Here is a 24678-nt window from a genome sequence, read left to right on the forward strand (position 1 = left end):
ATGGGACTCGACCGGTGCGGCGGTGCAATCTAACGCGCCCGCCGCCCAGACGTGCCGCTAACCGGCAAAACCGGCGGTGAATCACCCACCGTGACCGTCCAAGCGCGACTTTCAGGGTGTCTTGGGCGTCTCGACGCAGAAGACGGTGGGCGGTTCCGGGTAGCCGATGCCGTTGCCCTCCGGGCACGGGCTGGGGTCGGCGGTCCCGTCGAGCACCTGGGAGATCCGGATGGACTCCGGCGACTCGCAGCCGCTCACCCGGAACGACTGGTTCGGCTCGTCGGCGACGTAGCAGCGGCCCGCCTGGAAGTTGGGCATCAGGCAGAGCAGCTGCTTGTCGGTGCGCAGCTCGCGGTAGGCGCCCTCGGCGCAGCCGTTGTCGGACAGGTCCAGTCTGGACGCCACCCGGAAGGTGGCCGCGTCGTCGTCGCAGTCGACGGTCTCGACCCGTGCCTGGTCGTCGGCGCCGGTGACCGCGGCGCACTCGGCGGTCGGGGCGTCGTCGTCGAGGACGTAGCGGAAGACCACGAAGCCCACGGCGGTGATGAGCACCGCGATGAGCGCGATCGCCCACGCGGGTAAGGGCTTGCGCGGGCGCACCGTGGGCACGTGCTCATCGGCGGCGTGCTCGTCCGCGGGGACGTGCTCGTCTGCCGCGTGCTCCTCGGCGGGCTCGGGCTCGTCGGCGGGGGTGTGCTCGTCAGTGGGGACGTGCTCGTCGGCGGCCACCCCGTCGGCCTGCCGCGGGCTGTCGGTCGCCTGCGGCCGCTCGGCGTCATCCCGCTGGTCGACGGGCTCTTCTGGGTTGCTCATGAGCGGCCTCTGGCGTCGCGGTGGGGGTGGCGCGTGGAACCTAGCGGTCCGGCCCGCGGACCTGGCAGCCCGGTTACCGAACTGTGGCCTGCGGCGGTGGGACTAACGAACCCCCGTTCGCTGTTTGCGACACTGGACACCAGCCGAGCGCAGGGAGCGAGGGACCAGTGACCGACGGCCCGCTGATCGTGCAGTCCGACAAGACCCTCTTGTTGGAGATCGACCACCCGAGCTCGAACGACGCCCGGATCGCCATCGCACCGTTCGCCGAGCTCGAACGGGCGCCCGAGCACGTGCACACCTACCGGGTCACCCCGCTCGCGCTGTGGAACGCCCGGGCGGCGGGCCACGACGCCGAGCAGGTCGTCGACGCGCTGTCCACCTACTCCCGCTACCCGGTGCCGCAGCCGCTGCTGATCGACATCGTGGACACCATGGGCCGGTTCGGGCGGCTGACGCTGCAGAACAGCCCGGTGCACGGCCTGGTGATGGCATCGATCGACCGCGCGGTGCTCGAAGAGGTGCTGCGCAACAAGAAGATCGCGCCGATGCTGGGCGAGCGCATCGACCAGGACACCGTCGTGGTGCACCCGAGCGAGCGCGGCAGGCTCAAGCAGGTGCTGCTCAAGGTCGGCTGGCCCGCGGAGGACCTGGCGGGCTACGTCGACGGCGAGGCGCACCCGATCAGCCTGGTCGAGGACGGCTGGGTGCTGCGCGACTACCAGCGGATGGCCGTCGAGTCGTTCTGGGCGGGCGGCTCCGGCGTGGTCGTGCTGCCCTGCGGCGCGGGGAAGACGCTGGTGGGCGCGGCCGCGATGGCCCAGGCGCAGGCCACCACGCTGATCCTGGTCACCAACACGGTCGCGGGCAGGCAGTGGAAGCGCGAGCTGATCGCGCGCACCTCGCTCACCGAGGAGGAGATCGGCGAGTACTCCGGCGAGCGCAAGGAGATCCGCCCGGTCACCATCGCCACCTACCAGGTGATCACCCGCAAGACCGGCGGCGAGTACCGCCACCTGGAGCTCTTCGACTCCCGGGACTGGGGCCTGGTGGTCTACGACGAGGTGCACCTGCTGCCCGCGCCGGTGTTCCGGATGACCGCCGACCTGCAGTCCCGGCGCAGGCTCGGGCTCACCGCCACCCTGGTGCGCGAGGACGGCCGCGAGGGCGACGTGTTCTCCCTGATCGGCCCCAAGCGCTACGACGTGCCCTGGCGCGACATCGAGCAGCAAGGCTGGATCGCGCCCGCGGAGTGCACCGAGGTCCGCGTCACGCTCACCGACAACGAGCGGCTGCAGTACGCCACGGCCGAGCCGGAGGAGCGGTACAAGCTGTGCTCCACCGCGCACACCAAGATCGCGGTGGTGCGCACCATCCTGGACCGGCACCCCGACGAGCCCACGCTGGTGATCGGGGCGTACCTCGACCAGCTGGAGGAGCTGGGCGTGGAGCTGGACGCGCCGGTCATCCAGGGGTCGACGAAGAACCGGGAGCGGGAGCAGCTCTTCGACGCCTTCCGCCGCGGCGAGCTGCGCACGCTGGTGGTGTCCAAGGTCGCGAACTTCTCCATCGACCTGCCCGAGGCGTCGGTGGCCGTGCAGGTGTCCGGCACGTTCGGCTCGCGCCAGGAGGAGGCGCAACGGCTGGGCAGGCTGCTGCGCCCCAAGGGCGACGGGCGGCAGGCGCACTTCTACTCGGTGGTCTCCCGGGACACGCTGGACACCGAGTACGCCGCGCACCGCCAGCGCTTCCTGGCGGAGCAGGGCTACGCCTACCGGATCTGCGACGCCGACGACCTGCTCGGGCCGCAGATCCCGGGCTGAGGTTTCCGGCTCTGCGGCGCGGGTTACCCGCTCGTCGTGACCGAGCAACCTGAGCAGTGGGACGAGGGCGAGCGCGTGCGGCACTCGCGGGAGCTGATCGACGAGGCGAAGGTGGCGGCGGCGAAGGCGGAGCAGTCCTCGCTGGAGGACGTGCTGCCGACGAGCGAGCCGCCCGAGGGGCCAGAGTGAGTCCCCGGCCGCGAGCGTGACTCGCGGCCGGGTCAGCCCCGCAGTTCGGCGAGGACCGCGTCGGTGAACGGGGTCCACGCCTCGATGGCCCACGGGCCGAACGCGCGGTCGGCCAGCGCGACGCAGGCGGCCCGCGCGTCCGGGTCCACCCACAGGAACGTGCCCGACTGCCCGAAGTGGCCGTAGGTGCGCGGCGAGCTGGTCTTTCCGGTCCAATGTGGACTCTTGCCGTCCCGGACCTCGAAGCCCAAGCCCCAGTCGTTGGGGCGCTGGCTGCCGTAGCCGGGCAAGACGCCGCTCAGCCCGGGGAATGCGACCGTGGTCGCCTCGGCCGCGGTCTGCGCGGAGACCAGCGTCGGCGACTGCAACTCGGCGGCGAAGCGCGCGAGGTCGGCGCAGGTGGACACCGCGTCGGCGGCCGCCGATCCGTCCAATGTGGACGATGTCATCCCAAGCGGTGCGAACACCGCCTCGGCGAGGTACTGGCCGAACGGGATGCCGGTGGCCTCGTGCACAGTGCGGGCCAGCAGGTCGAACCCGGTGTTGGAGTAGATCCGCCGGGTGCCCGGCTCGGCCTGCACGGTGTCGGAGTCGAACGCCAGCCCGGAGGTGTGCGCGATCAGGTGCCGCACGGTCGCCGGGCCCGCGGGCTGGTCCCACTCGACCGCGCCCTCCTCGACCGCCACGAGCACGGCGTAGGCGGTGAGCGGCTTGGTGACCGAGGCGAGCCGGAACCGCCGCTCCTGGTTGCCGACCGTCCCCAGGACCGCGCCGTCGGCGGCGATGACCGCCGCCGCGGCCTCGTCGACCGGCCACTCCCGCACCGCTTCCAGGCTCCGCATGGCCCCGACCCTATGAGAGCCGCCCGGGCTCAGCGCAGCCGGGCGCGGACGTCCACCAGCGCGAAGCCGAGCAGGTTGAGCCCGGGCCAGCTCGATGGCCTGCGCGCGTCCGGGCTGGTGGCGGTCAGGCCGATGCCCCAGATCGAGTCGACCGGGCTGGCCTCGACCAAGACGGCGTCGCCGGTGCCGCGCAGGTACGCCGCCAACGCCGGGTGCTGGCCGAACTTGGCCTCGTTGGCCCGCACGACGACGTCGTAGCGGTGCTCCCGCCAGCGGGCGTCGTCGAAGCCGCGGACCTTGCGGCCGAGAGACTTGGCCTGGTCCGGGCCGTCGGCCGCCAAGACCGCGCGGGCGATGTCCTCGTCGCCGAAGAGGCGGGCCTTCGCGGCCATCATGTAGTGCTCGGCCGTGCGGTAGTGCTCGCCGTCGACGTCGAACCCGGACCGCCACCACTGGCTCAGGCAGGACGCGCCGACCCGACCGTCGGCCGCGGGGCGGTGGCCCCAGAAGAACAGGAAGTCGATGGCCTCGCCCGCGCGTTCGCGGTCCAACAGGGTGTCCAGGTGCGGCATGCGCACAAGGTAGGCGCTGGTCTGCGACGATTCACCTGTGTTTCCTGAGCACACGCGCGTGTACGCGATCCCGATGCGCACCCGGTTCCGCGGCATCGCCGTGCGCGAGGGCCTCTTGCTGCGCGGCGACGCCGGCTGGGGCGAGTTCTGCCCCTTCCACGACTACTCCGACGCCGAGGCGGTGCCCTGGCTGGCCGCTGCCCGCGAGGCCGCCGACCACGGCTGGCCCGAACCGGTGCGCGACCGCGTCCCGGTGAACGCCACCGTGCCGGTGGTCTCGCCGGAGCGCGCGGCCGAGCTGGTGGTGGCCTCGGGCTGCACGACGGCCAAGGTGAAGGTGGCCGACCCGGGGACCTCGCTGTCCGCCGACGTCGAACGCGTGGCCGCCGTCCGGGACGCGCTGGGCCCTGGCGGGCGCGTCCGGGTGGACGCCAACGGGGCCTGGGACGTCGACGGCGCGGTCGCCGCGATCCGGGCGCTGGATCGGGCGGCGGGCGGGCTGGAGTACGTCGAACAGCCGTGTCGCACGATCGAGGAACTCGCCGCGGTCCGCAGGCGGGTCGACGTGCCGATCGCCGCGGACGAGTCCATCCGGCGCGCAGACGACCCGCTGCGGGTGGCGGTCGCGGGCGCGGCCGACATCGCGGTCCTGAAGGTGGCCCCGTTGGGCGGGGTGCGGCGAGCGCTGGCGGTGGCTGAGGCGTGCGGACTGCCGTGCGTGGTGTCGTCGGCGCTGGAAACGAGCGTTGGGCTGGCGGCTGGGCTGGCTTTGGCGGGGGCGCTGCCTTCGCTGGACTACGCGTGTGGGCTGGGGACGTTGGCGCTGTTGACGGCGGACGCGGTCTCGCGGCCGCTACGGCCGAAGGACGGGTGGCTGGCGGTGCCGCGGACGGCGCCTGCTCCGGATGCGCTGACTGAGGCTGATGACTCGGTGCGGGATCGGTGGCTTGGGCGGTTGGGGAGGGTGGCTGCTTTGGGCGGGTGAGGGCCTTGCTTGAGTTGCAAGCGTGGGCTCGATCTAGGAAGTTCGTGTTTGTATTGCCGTCTTCGTTGCCCGAGTAAGAGCGGGGGCTCGATCTAGTGAACTCACTTCGCGCGGGGCCCCTAGAGCACCGCGGTGGCGAAAAAAGGGCGGGTGAAGGGCATTCCCCACCACCGGCAAGTTTAGCGGTACTCCTCCCCCACACGAAGCGAGTCCACTAGATCGAGCATCCGTACCGGGCGTTGCGTTCCAGCGTGGTCGGCCTCTCACTGCGGTTTGGTGGTGGTTGGGGCGGGTGGTGGGTCGTTCAAATGAGCGGACCGGACCACTGGAACCAGCGTTGTCGGCCTCACGCTGCGGTTTGGTGGTGGGTTGTTGATCTGGTCTGGCGTGGGGTTAGGGGCGGGTTAGCCCTGCACTGGTGGCGCCACGGCTTTGTATTGTTTGATCTGTGCGGGTCAGTGCTTGTGTCTTGCGGGCCTGGTTGACCGTCGTGTCCGTTGTCAGGTCGCGTAAGCGGAGTGGTGGGCCGAGGTCGGTCAGGATCGGCAGGTATTCCGCTCGGTCGGTTGTCCAGCCGGTTGGGGATTTGGTGAAGTGGAATCTGGCTAGGACGCCTTCTTCGGTGTCGCCTTTGGGTTCTTCGTGTCGGGCGATCATGTTGCCCAGGCCGTAGGTGACCCATTTTTCGCCGATCTTCTCTATCGGCTGCACGACGTGGGCGTGGTGGCCAATGATCAGGTCGATGGCGGGGTTGGTCAGCAGTGCCTTGGCGGTGCGCTGTTGGTCGGTGGTGGCCTCGTGCTTGCCCTCGATGCCCCAGTGGATGCTGGCCACCACGACCTCGGCGCCTGCGGCTCGGGCGGCCTTCGCCTCAGCGATGACCTCGGTGGTGGCCAGGAGGTTGGCCGTCCAGGGGGCGCCGGGTGGGCGGGAGGTGCCGGTGTTGAGGCCGAAGGTGTAGGAGACGAAGCCGACCTTGGTGCCCTTGACGTCTCTGATCAGGGGTTTAGCGGCCTCGGCGGCTGATCGGGCTGAGCCGGTGTGGGTGATCTTGGCGGCGTCCAGGGCTTTCAAAGTGTTGGTGACGCCGGTGGGGCCCTGGTCGAGGGTGTGGTTGGAGGCGGTGGAGCAGGTGTCGAAGCCGGTGGTGGCCAGGGCGGTGGCGATCTCTGGTGGACCGCTGAACCTGGGGTAGCCCCGGAACGGACCCGCCTTGTCCGCCAGTGGGGTCTCCAGGTGGCACAGTGCGACGTCGGCCGACTCGATGGCGGGTTTGATGCCTGCGAGCAGGGGGGCGTAGTCGCGGGTGCCGCCGCCGTCGGCTTCGGCCTGGGTGGTGAGGGCGGGGTGGATGAGGACGTCACCACCGGCGATCAAGGTGAAGCCCTCACTCGGGGCGGGGGCCGCGGCGGTGCTGGCGGGCGGGGTGGTGGTCGCCGGGGCGGTGGTCACGGGTCGGGACTCGACGGTCGGGTCGCCCGTGCAACCCGCTGCCAGCACGGCGGCGCCGAGGGCCGCGGCCACCCGGCGGGCCGGGCCGGTCACGGGGCGTCGAACAGGGCGCTGACCGACTCCCCGTCGTGGATGCGGCGCATGGCCTCGGCCAGTGCGGGCGCGATGGACAGGACGGTGAGCTTCTCGGACTCCTCGTGGATGGGGACGGTGTTCGTGCACACGATCTCCACCACCTCCGGCTGGTCGCCGATCCGCTTGAGGGCGCCCGCGGCGAACAGGCCGTGCGTGCAGGCGACCCGGACCGAGCGGACGTCGTGCTCGCGGAGCCGGTCGAGCAGCTCCAGGACGGTGCTGCCCTTGGCGATCTCGTCGTCGAGCACGATGATGTCGCGGCCGTCGATGTCGCCGATCACCGAGGTGATGGTGACCCGGTCGTCGGCGAAGCGCTGCTTGGCGCCCGCGGCCACCGGGACGCCGAGCAGCCGGGCGAACCGCGCGGCCTCCTTGGCGTTGCCCAGGTCGGGCGAGACGACGGTGGTGTTGGACAGGTCGAGCGCGCTGAAGTGACCCGCGAGCTCACGCAGGGCGTGCAGGTGGTCCACCGGAACGCTGAAGAACCCGTGCACCTGCGGCGAGTGCAGGGTCATGGTCAACACCCGGTCGGCACCGGCGGCGACCATCAGGTCGGCCACCAACCGTCCACCGATCGAGATGCGCGGGGCATCCTTCTTGTCGGACCGCGCGTAGGCGTAGTGCGGCAACACGACGGTGATCCGCGCGGCCGAGGCCCCGCGGGCGGCATCGAGCATGAGCAGCAGCTCGACGAGGTTCTCCTGCACCGGCCGCACGAGCGGCTGGATGATGAAGACGTCCCGCTCCCGGCAGTTGGCCTGCAACTGCACTTCGAGACAGTCGTTGGCGAACCGCTGCACCCGCACCGGGTGCAACGGCACACCAAGGTGGGCGGCGATCTCGGCGGCGAGCTCCGGATAGGCACTGCCGCTGAACAAAGCGATATCCCGCACGTCACTCCCCATGGACCACGGACGCAGCGCTCGCTGCGACCCAACCCTAGTGGGGGCCGGTGGGGGGCGGTCCGCAGGCCCTCACCAGCACCTGCGGCGGGCCGCGCTCACCTGTCTTGTGAGCTCGCTTGAGCTCGCGCTCGGCGTTGCCGTCTTCGTTGCCCGGGTTAGAAGCCTGGGCTCGATCTAGTGAACTCGCTTCGTGTGGGGCCCCTAGAGCACCGCGGTGGGGAAAAAGCGTGGGGTGAAGGGCATCCCCACCACAGGTCAAGTTTAGCGGTGCTCTCCCCCCACACGAAGCGAGTCCACTAGATCGAGCATCCGTAGCGGGGCCGCCGGTACCAGCGGAGGCGGCCTGCCGCTGCGGTCTGGTGGGGGGCGGCCTATCCGCTGCGGAACCAGCTTGATCGGGATCTCCACTGCGGAACCAGCGGGGTCGGGATCTTGTCGTGCACCAGCGGGGTCGGCCTCTCCGCTGCGGTGTGGTGGCGAGCATCCGATGCGCACAAGCGTCACTCACCCACGCCTGCGGCTGCGCCACACCACCACAAGTGCGACCAAAGCCGCGCAAATGCCCAGCGGCAGCAGGCGCTTCGCTAGGGATCCGCCCGCGAACTCCATCAGATCAATCGACTCGCCACTCGGAACAGCTCGCAGCGGCCGTTCCGCACCCTGGTCATCCGAGCGCGAATCTCCCGCCACCTCCGTCTCTTGTGGACTGTCCGCCTGCGGCTCGGGTTCCTCGGCCGTGCCCAGGCGGTCGGCGAGGCAGGTGGCGAAGACCGTGAGGATCTTGCCGCCGACCTCGGAGATCAGGCCGCGGCCGAACTGGGCGGGTTTGCCGGTGATGGCCAGGTCGGTGCTGACCTGGCCGGCGGTGGACCCCGGGCCGTCCGGGGTGAGGGTCAGGGTCACTGTGGCGGCGGCGGTGCCGTTGCCGCGGGAGTCCTTGCCCGCCGCCTTGATCACGACTCGGTGGGCGGTGTCGTCTCGGTCGAGGAACTCGCCGGTTCCCTTGTACACCAGGGAGATCGGGCCGAGTTTCACCTTGACGGTGCCGGTGAACGACTGGCCGTCGACCTCGGTCAGGGTGGCGCCGGGCATGCACGGCGCCACCCGTTGCGGGTCGAGCACGGCCGCCCACACGGTGTCGATCCCCGCAGGGACGGAGAACTGGTGCTCCAACTGCACGTCCCGACCCCCTACGCGCCGACGGCGGCGGTCAGGGCGCGCGAGGTGAGGACGCGGGCCAGGTGTTGGCGGTAGGCGGTGTCGGCGTTGCTGTCAGTCGACGGGCTGGTGCCTTCGGCGGCGTGCTGGGCGGCTGCCTTGATCGCCTCGGCGGTGGCGGGTTGGCCGACGAGCGCCTGCTCGACGGCGTGCGCGCGGACCGGCACCGACGACATGTTCGTCAGTGCCACCCGCGCCTCGGCGATGGTGCCGCCCTCGGCGCGCACGGTCGCGGCGACCGCCACGATCGACCACGCCTGGGCGACTCGGCTGAACTTCTCGTAGTGCGCGCTCCACCCGGTGTGCCGGGGCACGCGCACCTCGACGAGGAGCTCGTCGGGGCGCAGCGCGGTGGTGAAGTAGTCGACGAAGAAGTCACGGGCGGCCACCGTGCGCCGCCCGTCCAGGCCGTGCAGCACCAGTTCCGCGTCCAGCGCGAGCACGGGGGCGAGCAGGTCGCCCGCCGGGTCCGCGTGCGCGACGGCCCCGCCGAGGGTGCCGCGGTGGCGGACCTGCGGGTCGGCCACCGTGTCGGTGGCGACCTTGAGCAGCAGCGCGTGCTCGGCGACCTGCGGGTCGCGCTGGACGTCGTGGTGGGTGGTCATGGCGCCGATCACCAGGGTGTCGCCGTCCTCGCGGATGCCGCGCAGCTCACCGATCCGGCCGAGGTCGATCAGCTTCGTGGGCGCGGCCAGCCGCATCCGCAGGACCGGGATGAGGCTCTGGCCGCCCGCGATGACCTTGGCGTCTTCGCCCGCGTCGGCCAGCGCGCGCACTGCCTCGTCCACAGTGGACGGAGCGGTGTAGTCGAATGCCGAGGGGATCACAGCGCACCTCCGGAAGCGTCGATCGAGCCCAGGCCGCCGCCCGCCTCGTTGCCCAGGCCGCCCGCGTCGGTCGGCCCGCCGTTGATCGCCGTCCACACCCGCTGGGGGGTGCACGGCATCTGGATGTCGCGCACGCCGAAGTGGCGCACCGCGTCGACCACGGCGTTGACCACGGCCGGGGTGGAGGCGATGGTGCCCGCCTCGCCGACGCCCTTGACGCCGAGCTGGTTGGTCGTCGACGGGGTCTCGGTGCGGTCGGTGTCGAAGTGCGGCAGGTCGACCGCGGAGGGCACCAGGTAGTCGGCGAGCGTGCCGGTGGTGAGGGTGCCGCTCTCGTCGTGCACGGCCTCCTCGTAGAGCGCCTGCGCCAGCCCCTGGGCGAGGCCGCCGTGCACCTGGCCCTCGACGATGATCGGGTTGACCACGGTGCCGATGTCGTCGACGCACACGTACTTGCGGATCTTGACGAACCCGGTCTCGGTGTCGACGTCCACCGCGCACAGGTGGGTGCCGTGCGGGAAGGAGAAGTTCTCCGGGTCGTAGGTGGCCTCGGAGTCCAGCGAGGGCTCGACCCCGTCGGGCAGGTCGTGCGCGGCGAACACCGCGAGCGCGATGTCGGTGAGGCCGGTGGCCTTCTCGGTGCCCTTGACGGTGAACTTGCCGCCCGCGAACTCCAGGTCGTCCTCGGCGCACTCCAGCAGGTGCGCGGCGATCACCCGGGCCTTGGCGATCACCTTCTCGCCCGCCTTGAGCACCGCCATCGCGCCCACGGTGAGCGAGCGCGAGCCGTAGGTGTCCAGGCCCTTCTGCGAGACCTGGGTGTCGCCGTGCAGCACCTCGACGTCCTCGAACGGCACGCCGAGCTGGTCGGCCACGATCTGGCTCCACGCCGTCTCGTGCCCCTGCCCGTGCGCGGAGGACCCGGTGACGACCTCCACCTTCCCGCTGGGCAGCATCCGGACCGCCGCGTGCTCCCAGCCGCCCGCCCCGTAGGACAGCGAGCCGAGCACCCGCGACGGCGCCAGGCCGCACATCTCGGTGAAGGTGGACACCCCGATGCCCAGCTGCACGCTGTCGCCGCGCTCGCGCCGCTCGCGCTGCTCGGCGCGCAGGCCGTCGTAGTCGAAGAGCTCCTTGGCCCGGGCGGTGGCCGCCTCGTAGTTGCCGGTGTCGTACTCGAGCCCGCAGACGGTGGTGAACGGGAACTCGTCGTTGCGGATCCAGTTCTGCTCGCGGACCTCGATCGGGTCGCGGCCGAGCTCGGCGGCCAGCTCGTCCATCAGCCGCTCGATCGCGAAGGTGGCCTCCGGCCTGCCCGCGCCGCGGTAGGCGTCGGTGGGGGTCTTGGTGGTGAACACGTTGGTGCAGGCGAACCGGTAGGCGGGGAACTTGTAGATCGAGTTGAACATGAAGGCGCCCAGGATCGGCACGCCCGGGGTGACCAGCCGCAGGTAGGCGCCCATGTCGGCGAGCAGCTCGACCTTGAGCCCGGTGACCGTGCCGTCGCGCTTGGCCGTCAGGGTGAGCTTCTGGATCTGGTCGCGGCCGTGGTGGGCGGAGACCAGCGACTCCGAGCGCGACTCGGTCCACTTGACCGGCTTGCCGAGCCGCTGGGCCACCACCATGGCGACCACTTCCTCGGGCGTGACCTGCAGCTTGCCGCCGAAACCGCCGCCGACGTCCGGGGCGATCACCCGGATCTTGTGCTCGGGGGTGCCGGTGGTGAGCGCCAGCATCAGCCGCAGGATGTGCGGCACCTGGGTGGAGGACCACATGGTGATCTGCGGACCGGTCGGGTCGACCAGCACCGAGCGCGGCTCCATGAACGCCGGGATCAGCCGCTGCTGGCGGTAGGTGCGCTCGATGCGCACCTCGGCCTCGGCGATCGCGGTCTCGACGTCGCCGCCGGTGCCCGCCTCGGCCGAGTCGAACACCCACAGCGCGGACTTGTTGGTGCCCAGGTCCGGGTGCACCAGATCGGCGCCATCGGCGACCGCGGCCTCCATGTCGAGCACGACCGGGAGGTCCTCGTAGTCGACGTCGATGGCCTCCAGCGCGTCGTGCGCCTCCACTGCGCTGCGCGCGACGACGACCGCGACCGCCTCACCGGCGAAGTTCACCTGGTCGACGGCCAGCGACGGCGCGGGCGGGGCCTTCATGTCCGGCGTGATCGGCCACGCGCACGGCAGGCTGCCCTGCGCCTGGGCGATGTCCCGGCCGGTGATCACCGCGATGACCCCGGGCAGCCGCACGGCCGCGGCCACGTCGATGGCGAGGATCTTGGCGTGCGCCGACGGGCTGCGCAGGAACGCCAGGTGCAGCAGGCCGGGCACGGTGAGGTTGTCCGTCCACCTGGTGCGGCCGGTGATCAGCCGCTCGTCCTCCTTGCGCAGCCGGGCCTTGCCGACCTCGGGCTCGATGGTCGCGGTCATCACTCACCACCGACCGCGTGGCTGGGCGAGTGCTCGACGCGCTCGGCGTCGGGACCGGCGCCGGGGCGCATCTTGTGCGCCGCGTCGCGCACCGCGCGGACGATGTTCTGGTACCCGGTGCACCGGCAGAGGTTGCCCTCCAGCCCGTGCCGCACCGCGTTCTCGTCCGGGTCGGGGTTCTCGGCCAGCAGGTCGATCGACTGCATGATCATCCCCGGTGTGCAGAACCCGCACTGCAGCGCGTGGTTGTCGTGGAAGGCCTGCTGCACCGGGTGCAGCCGCCCGTCCCTGGCCAGCCCCTCGACCGTGGTGATCTCGCTGCCGTCGACCTGCACCGCCAGCACCGAACAGGACTTGACGCTCTGCCCGTCGAGGTGGACCGTGCACGCCCCGCAGTTGCTCGTGTCGCAGCCGATGACGGTGCCGACCTTGCCGATGGTCTCGCGCAGGTAGTGGACGAGCAGCTGCCGTGGCTCGACCTCGTCGGTGTAGGTCGTTCCGTCAACGGTGACGGTGATGCGCATCGTGCCTCCAAGCAGAACCGGCGTGCGGACGCGCAAGCCCGGGGGCGCGGGTGATCGGGCTCACAGCCACAGGTTGCCCCCGTTCAGCCCATCCGACAACCCCGGTCGGCCTACCTGTGGACAACTTCCGCAATTGAGGATGGAGCAGCCGAAACCGTCCGCTTCTGCGCGACCGAAGTGCTCAGGAGCACTAGCTGTGAATCCGTCCGGAAAGGACGGACAGCCGGTTGCCGCCGCCGCCCCAGCGCACCGCGATGATCTCCGCGGCGATCGACACCGCGGTCTCCTCCGGGGTGCGCGCGCCGAGGTCGAGACCGATCGGCGAGGACAGCCCGGCCAGTTCGCCCTCGGTCAGCCCGGCCTCGCGGAGCCGGGCCACCCGGTCCTCATGCGTGCGCCGGGAGCCCATCGCGCCGATGTAGCCGAGCTTGCTGCGCAACGCGACCCGCAGGACCGGGACGTCGAACTTGGGGTCGTGGGTCAGCACCGTCACCACGGTGCGCTCGTCGACCCGGCCCGCGGCCAGCTCCGCGCTCAGGTAGCGGTGCGGCCAGTCGACCACGACCTCGTGCGCGCCCGGGAAACGGCTGGTGGTGGCGAAGACCGGGCGAGCGTCGCACACGGTCACGCGGTAGCCGAGGTAGGCGCCCATCCGCGCCATGGCCGCGGCGAAGTCGATCGCGCCGAAGACGAGCAACCGCGGCGGCGGCTCGAACGAGCTGACGAACACCGACATGCCCTCACCACGACGCTCCCCGTGCGGGCCGTAGCCGACCGTCGCACTGCGGCCGGACGCCAAGAGGCCCCGAGCGTCGTCGACGATCGCCGCGTCGATCCGGTCCGACCCGGTGCTCCCCGCGACCCGGTCCGGCCAGACGACGATCCGCTTGCCCAGCCGTTCGGGGTCGGGGTGGGCCACGACGGTCGCGAGCGCCACCGGCACCTCCGCCCGCACGGACTCCGCGAGATCGTCCAACGCGGGGAAGGTCGCCCGGTCGATCCGCTCCACGAAGATGTCGATGATGCCGCCGCAGGTGAGCCCTACCGCGAAGGCGTCGTCATCGGTGACCCCGTAGCGCTGCAAGACCGGGCGGCTGTCGGCGAGCACTTCCCGACCGAGCTCGTAGACCGCGCCCTCCACGCATCCACCGGACACACTTCCCGCGACGGTGCCGTCGGCGGCGACCACCATTGCCGCCCCGGGCGCGCGCGGGGCGGACGAAAATGTCGCGACCACGGTGCCCAGCGCCACCGGCTCCCCGGCCGCGTAGTGGCGCATCAGTTCGTCGAGCACATCACGCACGGCGCACCTCCTGGAGCAGACGGTCGAGTGTGGCGACGCTGTGGCCGGCGAGCAACCGATCAATGTGCGGTAGCGCTACCGCGATACCGGACTGCACGGGCTCGTAGGTCGGAGACCCCGCATGGGGGTTCACCCACAAGACGCGGTGGGCAAGCCTTCCGAGCCGGGCCATCTGCTCCCCCAGCAACGAGACATCCCCGCGTTCCCAACCGTCAGAGAACACCACGACCACAGCCTGCCGCGCGACCCCGCGTTGGCCCCACCGGTCCAGGAACGCGCGCAAGGTCTCGCCAAGCCGTGTCCCACCCGCGAAGTCGGGGACGGCACGCGCGGCCGCGGCCAGCGCCAACTCGGGGTCACGCTGGCGGAGCTGCCTCGTCAACCGGGTCAGGCGGGTGCCGAGGGTGAACACCTCGGCGGGCATCCGGCGGGTCACGGCGTGGCCGAAGCGCAGCAGGGCGTCGGCGTAGGGGCTCATCGAGCCGGACACGTCGATGAGCAGCACGACGCGCCGCGACCTGGTGCCCCTGCGCTTGCGGGCGAGCCGGATGGGTTCGCCGCCCGCGGCCCGCATGATCCGGACGGTGCGGCGGGCATCGATTCGCCCGCGCCGGTCCGGCCGCCATCGCAGCGCCGCGCGCTGGGGCGGCTCAGGCCGCAAGAGGTCGATCATCTCGCGCAGGTGGGCGCGCTCCGCGGCGGTCAGCCCGGAGATGTCGCGGTCACGCAAGACCTCGATGGGGCTGGCCGTGCGATCGATGTGCGGAACGCCGTCCTCTTCGCCGATTCCGCTGTCCGGACTGACGGCAAGCGCGGCGATGTGGCTCCGCTTGGGCCGGTGGTCCTTGACGACCCTGGATACGCGCGGGGTGTCGCCGGTGAACCAGGCGTGGAAGGCGGTGTCGTACCGAGGCAGGTCATCCGGTTCGGCGCAGAGCGTCAGCCGTCCTGCCCAGTACAGCTGACCGGGCACACCGGGATCGAGCAGGTGGATCGCAGCCAGGAACGCGCGCACGCGCGAAGGACCACAAGCCACCCCCGCCTCGCGCAACGCCACAGCGAAACCGACGAGGCCGGGCAACGGGTCTACCGGGCTCATCCACGCATTCTTACCCTCTTAGGCCAAACGCGCCGGGGCGGAGTTCCGCGGTTACCCCGCCCGCACGCGCGTCTTATGCCATCCAACCCTCTTATGCCAACCAGCCGAGCAGGATCAAGATTGCGTGGGACTCCATCGCTTCTTCCTTCCTGTGTGGCGGAACCCGGGGATCCGGCCCCGGTGTGGCCCCCGTGGCCACACCGGGAGCGTCACACCGATCCGGCCGCCGCTCTGCGTCCGATTACCCACAAGGCGAAACTCTGTGGCCGGTGGTCGGTTGGCCCTACGATCAAGGCCGTGGACCGGGCCTCGGTGACCTTCTGGGAGCTGTTGGACGACGCCCAGCGGGCGGCCGTGACGGCCGCGGGCACGGTGCGGCGGTTCGGCAAGGGCACCGTGATCATCCGCGAGGGCGACCGCGGCGGTTGGGTGCTGGTGCTCACCCGCGGCCGGGTCAAGGTCGTGGCCGCGGGCCCGGGCGGGCACCAGGCGGTGCTGTCGGTGCGCGGGCCCGGGGACATGCTGGGCGAGATGGCCGCCCTCGACGACCGGCCGCGCTCGGCCACCGTCACCGCGATCGAACCGGTCACCGGCCTGGTGATCCCGCCGGACCGGCTCACCCGCCTGTTGACCGAGCACCAGAGCATCAACGCGGTGTTCTTGCGCATCGTCACCGGCCGGCTGCGGTACGCGAACGAGCGCAGGCTGGAGCACGGTGACGCGGGCACCGCGCAACGCCTCGCCAGCCTCTTGGTCGACCTGTACACGCGCTACTGCGACACCGACGGCGAGACCCTGACGCTGCGGATGAGCCAGAGCGAGCTGGCGGGCCTGATCTCGGCCTCGCGCGAAGCGGTCACCCGCGCGCTGCGCACCCTGCGCGAGGAGGGCGTGGTGAGCACCGGCAGGCAACGGCTGGTCGTCCACGACATCGCCGCCCTGCGCCGCGCGGCCACCTGATCGCGCCGCGAGGCACCCGGTCGGGCGACAGGCCTCCCGGGCCGGTCACCCACACCGGCGAAATACCAACCTGAACGGGCGACTCACTCCAGCTCGTCGGCCAGGTCCGCCAGCACCTGCTTGCAGTCGGCGAGCACCCGCTTCCCCCGTTTGGTGGTGCGGTAGCGCCGCACCCGCCTGCCGTCGACCACCTCGGTGCGCGACTTGAGCAGCCCGGCCTCCTGCAGCCGGTGCAGCAGCGGGTAGAGCGTCCCCGGCGACACGCGGTGCCCCCGAGCGGCCAGCTCCTCGGTGAGCCACGACCCGTGGACCTCGGCCTCGGCGGCGTGCCGCAGCACGCGCAGCCGCAGGGCGCCGTTCCTGAACTCCCGGACCACATCCATCGGTCCAAGATATCGCACACCGATATCGGTTCGCCACATCAATCCGAATGCCCAGCAAAATCGAGGTCCAGGGCCCTGATATCGGAAACAGATATCTACATCCGATAGCAAAAACGTTGCGGCACAGGGCACACGAACGTGTGAATCCCGACACGCCGGTAATGGATCTGCGCGACAAGCCGATATCCCCGCCGGTAACGTGCACTGGTCACCGCGTCCCACCGAGACGCGAGCCTCAGCCGAAGGACACGCCGAAAAGGTGAGAAATGCGTTCGCCCAGATGACTGTTGTGGATCACACGGGCACTGCCGACCACACGCGGGCCGCCGGTAGCACCACGGCGCTGCTCGACCCCATCGATCCGCTCGCCGACGCCGCCGCGCACGGTCTCGCCGTGTTCCGCGCGGGCCCGGAGAGCGCACCGCGCACCCTCATCGACGTCCTCACCGCGACCGCCGCCCGGCACCCCGACGCCGACGCGGTCGACGACGGCACCGCCGTCCTGACCTACCGGGCGCTGCTCGCCGAGGTGGGCGCGCTCGCGAAGACCCTCAACGACGCGGGCGTCGGCCGCGGCGACCGGGTCGGCATCCGGGTGCCCTCGGGCACCGCCGACCTCTACGTGAGCATCCTGGCCGTGCTGGCCGCGGGCGCGGCGTACGTGCCGGTCGACTTCGACGACCCGGACGAGCGCGCCGAGCTGGTCTTCGGCGAGGCAAGCGCTTGCGCCGTCATCGGCGCCGAGCGCGCCATCACCCACCTGGGCACCCCCGGAAACACCCCGGGCACCCCCACGCCGGACGACGACGCGTGGATCATCTTCACCTCCGGCAGCACCGGCAAGCCCAAGGGCGTCGCGGTCAGCCACCGCAGCGCCGCGGCGTTCGTCGACGCCGAGGCCGACCTGTTCCTGCCCGACGAGCCGATCCACGCCGCCGACCGCGTGCTGGCTGGCCTCTCGGTCGCCTTCGACGCCTCCTGCGAGGAGATGTGGCTGGCCTGGCGCAACGGCGCCTGCCTGGTCACCGCCCCGCGCGCGCTGGTCCGCACCGGAGTCGACCTGGGCCCCTGGCTGGTCGACAAGGCCGTCACCGTGGTCTCCACCGTGCCGACGCTGGCCGCGCTCTGGCCCGCCGAGGCGCTCGACGCGGTCCGGCTGCTGATCTTCGGCGGCGAGGCCTGCCCGCCCGAGCTGGTGGAGCGGCTGGCCGTGCCCGGCCGCGAGGTGTGGAACACCTACGGCCCGACCGAGGCCACCGTGGTGGCCTGCGGCGCCCGGATGGGCGGCGGCGGACCGGTCCGCATCGGCCTGCCGCTCGACGGCTGGGAGCTGGCCGTGGTGGACGAGGCGGGCGCGCTGGTCCCGATGGGCCAGACCGGCCAGCTGGTGATCGGCGGCGCGGGCCTGGCCCGCTACCTCGACCCGGCCAAGGACGCCGAGAAGTTCGCCCCGCTGCCCGCGCTGTCCTGGGACCGCGCCTACCGCAGCGGCGACATGGTCAAGGCCGAGCCCGAGGGCCTACTGTTCCTCGGCCGCGCCGACGAGCAGATCAAGCTCGGCGGCAGGCGGATCGAGCTGGGCGAGGTCGACGCGGCGCTGCAGGCGCTGCCCGAGGTCGCAGGCGCCGCCGCCGCCGTCCGCACCACCGCGGCGGGCAACCAGCTGCTGGTCGGCTACGTCGTCGCGGGCGAGGACTTCGACGCTGACCGCGCCGTCGAGCGGCTGCGCGCGGAGCTGCCCGCCGCGCTGGTCCCGCTGCTCGCGGTGGTCGACTCGCTGCCCACCCGGACCTCCGGCAAGGTCGACCGCAACGCCCTGCCGTGGCCGCTGGAGCTCGACACCAGCGACGTCGACACCGCCGCGCTCACCGACACCCAGCGCTGGCTGGCCGGTCTGTGGCGTGACCTGCTCGGCGTCGGCGTGAGCAGCCCGAAGGCCGACTTCTTCGCCAACGGCGGCGGCAGCCTGTCCGCCGCGCAGCTGGTCTCCAAGATCCGCCAGACCTACCCGAGCATCGCCGTGGCCGACCTCTACCAGCACCCGACGCTGGGCAGGCTGGCCGCGCGGATCGACGCCGCGGCGGCGAGCACCCAGACCAACCGGGTCGTACTCGCCACGCCGCGCCGCGCCCAGGTGGTCCAGTCCCTGCTGACGCTGCCGATGCTCACCGTGGTCGGCGCCCGCTGGGCGGTCGGCCTGGCCGCGCTGGCCAACCTCGCGCCGTACGCGTGGGCGCCGAAGGTGTCCTGGTGGCTGGTGCTGGCGGGCTACCTGCTGTTCGTCAGCCCGTGGGGCCGCATGGCGCTCGCCGCGGGCACCGCGCGCCTGCTGCTGCGCAAGGTCGAGCCCGGCTCGTACCCGCGCGGGGGCAGCGTGCACCTGCGGCTGTGGGCCGCCGAGCGGATGGTCGAGCTGACCGGTGCCGCGGGCCTGCAAGGCGCTCCCTGGATGACGCACTACGCGCGGGCCCTGGGCGCGCGCATCGGCGACGACGTCGACCTGCACTCGCTGCCGCCGGTCACCGGCATGCTCCGGCTGGGACGGGGCGCGGCGGTGGAGCCCGAAGTCGACCTGTCCGGCCACTGGCTCGACGGCGACACCCTGCACATCGGCCGGGTTCGCGTCGACGCGCACGCCACCGTCGGCGCGCGCAGCACCCTGTTCCCGGGCGCGCACGTCGGCAAGCGCGCCGAGGTCGCCCCCGGCTCGGGCGTGCTGGGTGTGGTTCCCACTGGTCAGCGCTGGTCCGGCTCCCCCGCGAGCCGCGCGGGCAAGGCCCACCAGCGTCCCGACCGCCCGGCCCGCCGCAGGCGGTGGGTGGCGATCTACGCGGCCACCTCGTTCGCGCTGAGCCTGCTGCCGATCGCGGCAGCGGTACCGGCCCTGTTCATCCTCGCGGCCTTCTTGGACGGCACGAGCACTCTTGGCGCGGCGACCGCGCAGGCGTTGGTGGCGGTGCCACTGATGACGCTGGCCTGGATGGCCGCGTACGCGCTGATCGTGCTGGTGTCGGTGCGGGCCCTGGCGATCGGCCTGCGCGCCGGTCAGCACGCGGTGCACAGCCGCGTCGCCTGGCAGGCCTGGGCCACCGAGCGGCTGATGGGGCTGGCCCGCTCCGGGCTGTTCCCGATCTACGCCAGCCTGCTCACCCCGGTCTGGCTGCGCGCGCTGGGCATGAAGGTCGGTAAGCGGGTGGAGGCCTCCACCGTGCTGGCGCTGCCGAGCATGACCACCGTCGGCGACGGCGCGTTCCTGGCCGACGACACCATGATCGGCTCCTACGAGCTGGGCGGCGGCTGGCTGCGCATCGGCGCGGCGAGCGTGGGCAAGCGGGCGTTCCTGGGCAACTCCGGGATGACCGCGCCCGGCCGCGCGGTGCCCAAGCGCGGGCTGGTCGGCGTGCTGTCCTCGACGCCGAAGAAGGCCAAGGCGGGCTCGTCCTACCTGGGCATGCCCCCGATGAAGCTGCCGCGCACGGTCGAGGCGGCCGACGAGAGCACCACGTTCGACCCGCCCGCGCGGCTGGTGGTCGCCCGGGCGCTGGTCGAGCTGTGCCGGGTGCTGCCGGTGATGGCCTCCGCGGCGCTGGCCGTGCTGGTCGCCTCGGCGTTCCTCGCGCTCGGCTTCTGGCCGGGCCTGGCGCTGGGCGGCGTGCTGCTGGCCGGCGCGGGTGTGGCGGCGTGCGCGGTGGCGGTGCTGGCGAAGTGGCTGCTGGTCGGTCGGTTCGGCGTGCTGGACCGTCCACTGTGGAGCTCGTTCGTCTGGCGCAACGAGCTGGCCGACACCTTCGTGGAGATGCTGGCGGTGCCGTGGTTCGCGACCTGGGCGCAGGGCACGCCGCTGCTGTCGGTGTGGCTGCGCGGGCTCGGCGCGAAGATCGGCCGGGGCGCCTGGGTGGAGACCTACTGGCTGCCCGAGGCCGACCTGGTCCGGGTCGGTGCGGGCGCGACGGTCAACCGCGGCTGCGTGCTGCAGACGCACCTGTTCCACGACCGGGTCATGAGCATGGACACCGTCACCGTCGGCGCGGGCGGCACGCTCGGTCCGCACGGGATCGTGCTGCCCGGCGCGGCGATCGGCGAGCGCGCCACGGTGGGCCCGGCGTCGCTGGTCATGCGCGGCGAGTCGGTCCCGGCGGGATCGCGCTGGCTGGGCAACCCGATCTCGGCCTGGCCGGGTCGGCGCTGAGCCGCTCCGGGTCGTTCCCGCCACCGCCGCCAGTCCTGTTGAATAGCGGTATGAGCGCCAAGGCTGAGCCGGCTCGCGCCGGCCAGCCCGGCGCGACCACGTCGTCGGACCCGTACCTGCCCGCGCACGGCAACGGCGGGTACCGGGTGGTCCACTACGACCTCGACCTGAACTACCGGGTGGGTCCGGGCAGGCTGGACGGTCGCGCCCGGATCACCGCGGTCGCCGAGCACGCCCTGTCCCGGTTCAGCCTGGACTTCGGCGACCTGCGCGCCAACAAGGTCACCGTCGGCGGCAAGGCGGTCCGGCACGCCCAGCGCGGCCGCAAGCTGCACATCACCCCGGCCCGGCCGGTGCCCGCGGGTGCCGAGTTCACCGTGGAGGTCCGCTACGTCGGCACGCCCAAGCCGATCTCGAGCCACTGGGGCGACATCGGCTGGGACTACCTCGACGACGGCGTGATCGTGGCCAGCCAGCCGATCGGCGCGCCGTCCTGGTTCCCGTGCAACGACCACCCCAGCGACAAGGCGACCTACCGGATCGCGGTGACCGTGGCCGCGCCGTACCAGGTGGTGGTCACCGGCGTGCTCGACTCGCGCCGGTCCTCGGCGAGCACCACAACCTGGGAGTACCGGCTGTCCCAGCCGACCCCCACCTACCTGGTGAGTGTCCAAATCGGACGGTACGTGGAGTCCTCGTTCGCCGGCGTGCCGATGCACTCCGCGGTGCCCGCGCACCTGGTGTCCCGGTTCGCGCACGACTTCGGCCGCCAGCCCAGGATGCTGGTGGAGTTCGCCCGGATGTTCGGGCCGTACCCGTTCGAGCAGTACGGGGTGGTGGTCGTCGACGCCGAGCTGGACGCGCCGATCGAGGCGCAGTCGCTGTCGATCTTCGGCAGCAACCACGTCGACGGCAGGCGCGGCAGCGAGCACCTGGTGGCCCACGAGCTGGCGCACCAGTGGTTCGGCAACAGCCTCACCGTGTCGCAGTGGCGGCACATCTGGCTCAACGAGGGCTTCGCGACCTACGCGGAGTGGCTGTGGTCGGCGGTCTCCGGCGGCGAGTCGGCCGACGCGCACGCCCGACGCGCCTGGCGCGAGCTGGCCGCCCGGCCGCAGGACCTGCGGCTGGCCGACCCGGGTGTGCGGCGCATGTTCGACGACCGGGTGTACCTGCGCGGCGCGGTGGCCCTGCACGCGCTCCGGTTGCGGCTGGGCGATTCCGCGTTCTTCGCCCTGGTGCGGGTGTGGACCTCGGCCAACCGGCACGGCACGGTGTCCACAGCGGAGTTCACCACCCTGGCCCAGCGGCACACCACCTGGCCGCTGACCGAGCTGTTCTCGAACTGGCTCTACGAACCGGTTCTGCCCGCCTTCCCCCGCTGAGGTCCGCGGGTGGCACAGGGTCCGCCACCCGCGGGCCGACCCGGGGGTCAGACGGAGGAGACCAGCAGGTCCCAGCCCGCGATACCGGGGCGGAGCCGGTAGCTGCCCCAGGTCTTGGGCGAACTGGTCGCACCGTTGGCACCGGCGAAGTTGGCGTTCGTCGAGGTGTCGTAGGTGTCGAGGTAGACCTCGCTGAACGTGGCGCCGGTCGGCTCGACGTTCAGGCTGTAGCCCGCGAAACCGAACAGGCAGGTGTAGTTGGCGAAGACGCTCGCCGAGACACCGGCCGTGCCCACGGTGTGGCACTTCACCGAGGTGGGATAGGTGTAGATGAACACGCTCGTGGTCGCCTGGGCCGGGACGGCCAGGGCGAGGGTGGCGATGCCCGCCACCGCGGTCGCGGCGATCCGAGTACCTACTGACATGGGTTCTCCAGTCCTCAGGTGGGTTTCGCTGATTCGGCAGTACAGCGATTCCAACGTTAACCAGCGGCCATAGACCCAAATGGAACGTTTGCCGGTGCCCGTCGTTCACCCACCGCGACGTTGAGCGGACACGGCTCAGGACTGGGGAGTGGCCCTGCGTGCGGGAAGCGCGATCGGGTCAGCGCGCGTGCGGCGAAGAGCCGAGCGCGGATGATCACTCTGCGCTGCCAGTTGTGTTCTGCGCCACAGCAACGGATCGGTGGTGGTCTGGTCCATTCGCCGGGAGGTGAACGCCCGGCGCCCGCCTCCCTTCGAGCAGGCGGGCGCCGGACGTGCCGCCCGCCGCCGACACGGCCCCGGTAGTGAGTCGGGACCGGGCGCGGGAGGCGCGGATCACGTTGCGGGGAAACCGGAGTAGCCCAGGGGGCTACCGCCCGAGCGGTCGGCAGGCACCGCCACCGGCCTGTGGCCCGACCGGCCGGGCGGGCACCGCGGTGCGGTGGCCTCCGGCTTGGTTTTCCCGCTGACCATGGTGCGCCAACCGAACGGGAGATCGCGACCGATTTATCCGGCGAGCAGCGCGTCCAGGCCCGCGGCGACCACCCGGTCGGCGTCCTCGCGGTACTTGAGCACCGCGCCCAGGGTCAGCGCGGCGCTCTGCGCGTCGAGCTCGGTGCGGCCCAGCGCGAGCAGCGCCGCGGCCCAGTCGATGGTCTCGGCGACCCCCGGCGGCTTGAGCAGCTCTGCCGCGCGCAGCCTGCGCACGGCGGTGGCGACCTGCTCGGCCAGTCGGGTGCCGAGGGCGGGCAGGCTGCGGCGCAGGATGGCCAGCTCGCGGTCGAGGCCAGGGTGGTCGAGCCAGTGGTAGAGGCAACGGCGCTTCAGCGCGTCGTGCACCTCGCGCGTGCGGTTGGAGGTGAGCACCACCAGCGGCGGCACCGCCGCCCGCACCTCGCCCAGCTCCGGCACCGTCACCGCGTTCTCGCTGAGCACCTCGAGCAGGAACGCCTCGAACTCGTCGTCGGCGCGGTCGACCTCGTCGACCAGCAGCACGCACGGCGCCTGCTCCAAGGCCCGCAGCAACGGCCGGGCGAGCAGGAAACGCCTGGTGTACAACGACTTCTCGGCCTGCTCGGGGTCCAGGTCGCCGCCCGCGGCCTCCAGCGCGCGCAGGTGCAGAAGCTGGCGCGGGAAGTCCCAGTCGTAGAGCGCCTGGGTGGCGTCGATGCCCTCGTGGCACTGCAACCTGATCAGCTCGACGCCCAGCGCGGCCGCCAAGGCCACCGCCAGCGCCGTCTTGCCGGTCCCCGGCTCGCCCTCGCAGAACAGCGGGCGCCCCATCCGCACGGCCAGGAACGCCGCCGTCGCCAGCCCCTCGTCGGCCAGGTAGCCCACCCGGTCGAGGGCCGCGGCCACCTCATCGGGCGAAGAGACCTGCATGCGGGCAACCCTAACCGCGCGGGCACCGCTGTGCCCGGCGTCACCAGGGACATCCCGGAGGTCGACCCGAGTCCGAATTCCGGGTCCATCCCCGATGCCGCCGACCCGCTGACCAGCGACTCTGGGGACATGAGCAACGACATCTTCGACCAGACCCGCGAGACCGTCCGCAAGTTCCGCCGCAGCCGCACCGACCGGATGGTCGCCGGGGTCTGCGGTGGCCTGGCCCGCTCGCTCGGCGTGGACGCCCCGCTGGTCCGGGTCATCCTGGTCGCCGCGACCCTGCTCGGCTTCGGCACCGGCGCGCTGATCTACCTGGCCTGCTGGATCCTGATGCCCGAGGAGGCCTGACGGTCCCGAGGGCAAGACAGTCTGGCAGTCCCGAGGAGGCTCGGCAGTAGGGTCACCGGGTGGCTGACCAGCGAACCGGTACCGCCAAGGTCACCGTGCTGATCGCCGCGGCGGCGCTGTTCGCCGCGGGCGGGGTGGTCTGCTTCCTGGTCCTGCTCTTCGGCCCGGCGCTCGACCGGGGCTCCCCGGTCGGCGCCGCGATCGCCTACACCGCGGTGAGCCTGGCCACGACCGCCGCCGCTGTGATGTTGGCCATCCGCGCCACCTCCACCAAGCGCACGGTGCTGCTCGGCTGCGGAACGCTGCTGGTGGGGACGCTGCTCGCGGTCGGCGCGCTGCTGCTGTTGCTCACCGGCTGACCGGCGTTCGCGAACTGGTCAGATCAAGGACGTATCCAGCGGCCCGCTCCCGCCTCTTCCAGGTGTC

Annotated in this window: 22 protein-coding genes; 8 read left to right on the forward strand and 14 right to left on the reverse strand. The window is 71.8% G+C overall.

What is annotated here, in order from left to right; genetic code table 11:
* Window positions 1-111: 111 nt before the first annotated feature.
* Window positions 112-813 (reverse strand): LppU/SCO3897 family protein, encoded by a 702-nt coding sequence (locus tag QSK30_RS25285; protein WP_285506402.1) that lies wholly within the window; start codon window positions 811-813, stop codon window positions 112-114.
* 167 nt (window positions 814-980) lie between these two features.
* Here QSK30_RS25285 and QSK30_RS25290 point away from each other — a divergent pair, with 167 nt between their 5' ends.
* Both QSK30_RS25290 and QSK30_RS25295 read left to right on the forward strand, forming a co-directional pair.
* On the forward strand, window positions 981-2636 hold the full coding sequence (locus QSK30_RS25290) for a DNA repair helicase XPB (RefSeq protein ID WP_285506404.1): 1656 nt from the start codon (window positions 981-983) through the stop codon (window positions 2634-2636).
* 36 nt (window positions 2637-2672) lie between these two features.
* Window positions 2673-2825, forward strand: a complete 153-nt coding sequence (locus QSK30_RS25295; RefSeq protein WP_285506406.1) for a hypothetical protein — start codon at window positions 2673-2675, stop codon at window positions 2823-2825.
* Window positions 2826-2857: 32 nt separating this feature from the next.
* Here the strand turns inward: QSK30_RS25295 and QSK30_RS25300 are convergent, their stop codons facing one another.
* Complete coding sequence (locus QSK30_RS25300) at window positions 2858-3667, reverse strand: serine hydrolase domain-containing protein (RefSeq protein WP_285506408.1); 810 nt, start codon at window positions 3665-3667, stop codon at window positions 2858-2860.
* A 29-nt stretch (window positions 3668-3696) separates the two neighbouring features.
* Window positions 3697-4239, reverse strand: a complete 543-nt coding sequence (gene ybiA / locus QSK30_RS25305; RefSeq protein ID WP_285506409.1) for a riboflavin biosynthesis intermediates N-glycosidase — start codon at window positions 4237-4239, stop codon at window positions 3697-3699.
* Window positions 4240-4276: 37 nt separating this feature from the next.
* Here ybiA and QSK30_RS25310 point away from each other — a divergent pair, with 37 nt between their 5' ends.
* Window positions 4277-5224 carry an o-succinylbenzoate synthase gene (locus tag QSK30_RS25310; protein ID WP_285506410.1) on the forward strand — a complete coding sequence of 316 codons (948 nt, stop codon included), beginning with the start codon at window positions 4277-4279 and terminating at the stop codon, window positions 5222-5224.
* A gap of 393 nt (window positions 5225-5617) precedes the next feature.
* On the opposite strand, the gene QSK30_RS25315 is transcribed toward QSK30_RS25310, so the two are convergent.
* The 8 genes from QSK30_RS25315 to QSK30_RS25350 form a co-directional block, all read right to left on the reverse strand.
* Window positions 5618-6769, reverse strand: a complete 1152-nt coding sequence (locus tag QSK30_RS25315) for a CapA family protein (RefSeq protein WP_285506412.1) — start codon at window positions 6767-6769, stop codon at window positions 5618-5620.
* Window positions 6766-7704 (reverse strand): ribose-phosphate diphosphokinase, encoded by a 939-nt coding sequence (locus tag QSK30_RS25320; protein ID WP_285506413.1) that lies wholly within the window; start codon window positions 7702-7704, stop codon window positions 6766-6768. The genes QSK30_RS25315 and QSK30_RS25320 overlap by 4 nt, the downstream gene beginning before the upstream one ends.
* Window positions 7705-8220: 516 nt before the next feature.
* Entirely contained in the window at window positions 8221-8895 is a 675-nt protein-coding gene (locus QSK30_RS25325) for an SRPBCC family protein (protein WP_285506415.1), read from the reverse strand.
* Between the two features lie 11 nt (window positions 8896-8906).
* Window positions 8907-9761 (reverse strand): FAD binding domain-containing protein, encoded by an 855-nt coding sequence (locus QSK30_RS25330; protein ID WP_285506417.1) that lies wholly within the window; start codon window positions 9759-9761, stop codon window positions 8907-8909.
* Entirely contained in the window at window positions 9758-12193 is a 2436-nt protein-coding gene (locus tag QSK30_RS25335) for a xanthine dehydrogenase family protein molybdopterin-binding subunit (protein WP_285506418.1), read from the reverse strand. The genes QSK30_RS25330 and QSK30_RS25335 overlap by 4 nt, the downstream gene beginning before the upstream one ends.
* Window positions 12193-12717, reverse strand: a complete 525-nt coding sequence (locus QSK30_RS25340) for a (2Fe-2S)-binding protein (protein WP_285506420.1) — start codon at window positions 12715-12717, stop codon at window positions 12193-12195. Before QSK30_RS25340 ends, QSK30_RS25335 begins: the two co-directional genes overlap by 1 nt.
* 190 nt (window positions 12718-12907) lie before the next feature.
* The gene (locus tag QSK30_RS25345) at window positions 12908-14020 is read right to left on the reverse strand and encodes an XdhC family protein (protein WP_285506423.1); all 1113 of its coding nucleotides are present in this window, start codon (window positions 14018-14020) and stop codon (window positions 12908-12910) included.
* On the reverse strand, window positions 14013-15119 hold the full coding sequence (locus QSK30_RS25350) for a vWA domain-containing protein (protein WP_285506424.1): 1107 nt from the start codon (window positions 15117-15119) through the stop codon (window positions 14013-14015). Before QSK30_RS25350 ends, QSK30_RS25345 begins: the two co-directional genes overlap by 8 nt.
* A gap of 297 nt (window positions 15120-15416) precedes the next feature.
* Here QSK30_RS25350 and QSK30_RS25355 point away from each other — a divergent pair, with 297 nt between their 5' ends.
* Complete coding sequence (locus QSK30_RS25355) at window positions 15417-16079, forward strand: Crp/Fnr family transcriptional regulator (protein WP_285506426.1); 663 nt, start codon at window positions 15417-15419, stop codon at window positions 16077-16079.
* Window positions 16080-16162: 83 nt separating this feature from the next.
* Here QSK30_RS25355 and QSK30_RS25360 read toward each other — a convergent pair whose 3' ends face one another.
* On the reverse strand, window positions 16163-16462 hold the full coding sequence (locus QSK30_RS25360) for a PadR family transcriptional regulator (RefSeq protein WP_285506427.1): 300 nt from the start codon (window positions 16460-16462) through the stop codon (window positions 16163-16165).
* A gap of 280 nt (window positions 16463-16742) precedes the next feature.
* On the opposite strand from QSK30_RS25360, the gene QSK30_RS25365 reads away from it, so the two are divergent.
* Both QSK30_RS25365 and QSK30_RS25370 read left to right on the forward strand, forming a co-directional pair.
* Window positions 16743-20651 carry a Pls/PosA family non-ribosomal peptide synthetase gene (locus QSK30_RS25365; RefSeq protein WP_285506428.1) on the forward strand — a complete coding sequence of 1303 codons (3909 nt, stop codon included), beginning with the start codon at window positions 16743-16745 and terminating at the stop codon, window positions 20649-20651.
* 50 nt (window positions 20652-20701) lie between these two features.
* Window positions 20702-22036 (forward strand): M1 family metallopeptidase, encoded by a 1335-nt coding sequence (locus QSK30_RS25370; protein WP_285506429.1) that lies wholly within the window; start codon window positions 20702-20704, stop codon window positions 22034-22036.
* A 47-nt stretch (window positions 22037-22083) separates the two neighbouring features.
* On the opposite strand, the gene QSK30_RS25375 is transcribed toward QSK30_RS25370, so the two are convergent.
* Entirely contained in the window at window positions 22084-22461 is a 378-nt protein-coding gene (locus tag QSK30_RS25375; protein WP_285506430.1) for a hypothetical protein, read from the reverse strand.
* 564 nt (window positions 22462-23025) lie between these two features.
* The gene (locus QSK30_RS25380; protein WP_285506432.1) at window positions 23026-23901 is read right to left on the reverse strand and encodes an AAA family ATPase; all 876 of its coding nucleotides are present in this window, start codon (window positions 23899-23901) and stop codon (window positions 23026-23028) included.
* A 129-nt stretch (window positions 23902-24030) separates the two neighbouring features.
* On the opposite strand from QSK30_RS25380, the gene QSK30_RS25385 reads away from it, so the two are divergent.
* Together QSK30_RS25385 and QSK30_RS25390 are read left to right on the forward strand one after the other, a co-directional pair.
* Entirely contained in the window at window positions 24031-24252 is a 222-nt protein-coding gene (locus QSK30_RS25385; protein ID WP_285506433.1) for a PspC domain-containing protein, read from the forward strand.
* A 59-nt stretch (window positions 24253-24311) separates the two neighbouring features.
* Window positions 24312-24611, forward strand: a complete 300-nt coding sequence (locus QSK30_RS25390; protein ID WP_285506434.1) for a hypothetical protein — start codon at window positions 24312-24314, stop codon at window positions 24609-24611.
* Window positions 24612-24678 lie beyond the last annotated feature (67 nt).

It is taken from the genome of Actinokineospora sp. NBRC 105648 (genome assembly GCF_030269645.1).
Taxonomy (GTDB): Bacteria; Actinomycetota; Actinomycetes; order Mycobacteriales; family Pseudonocardiaceae; genus Actinokineospora.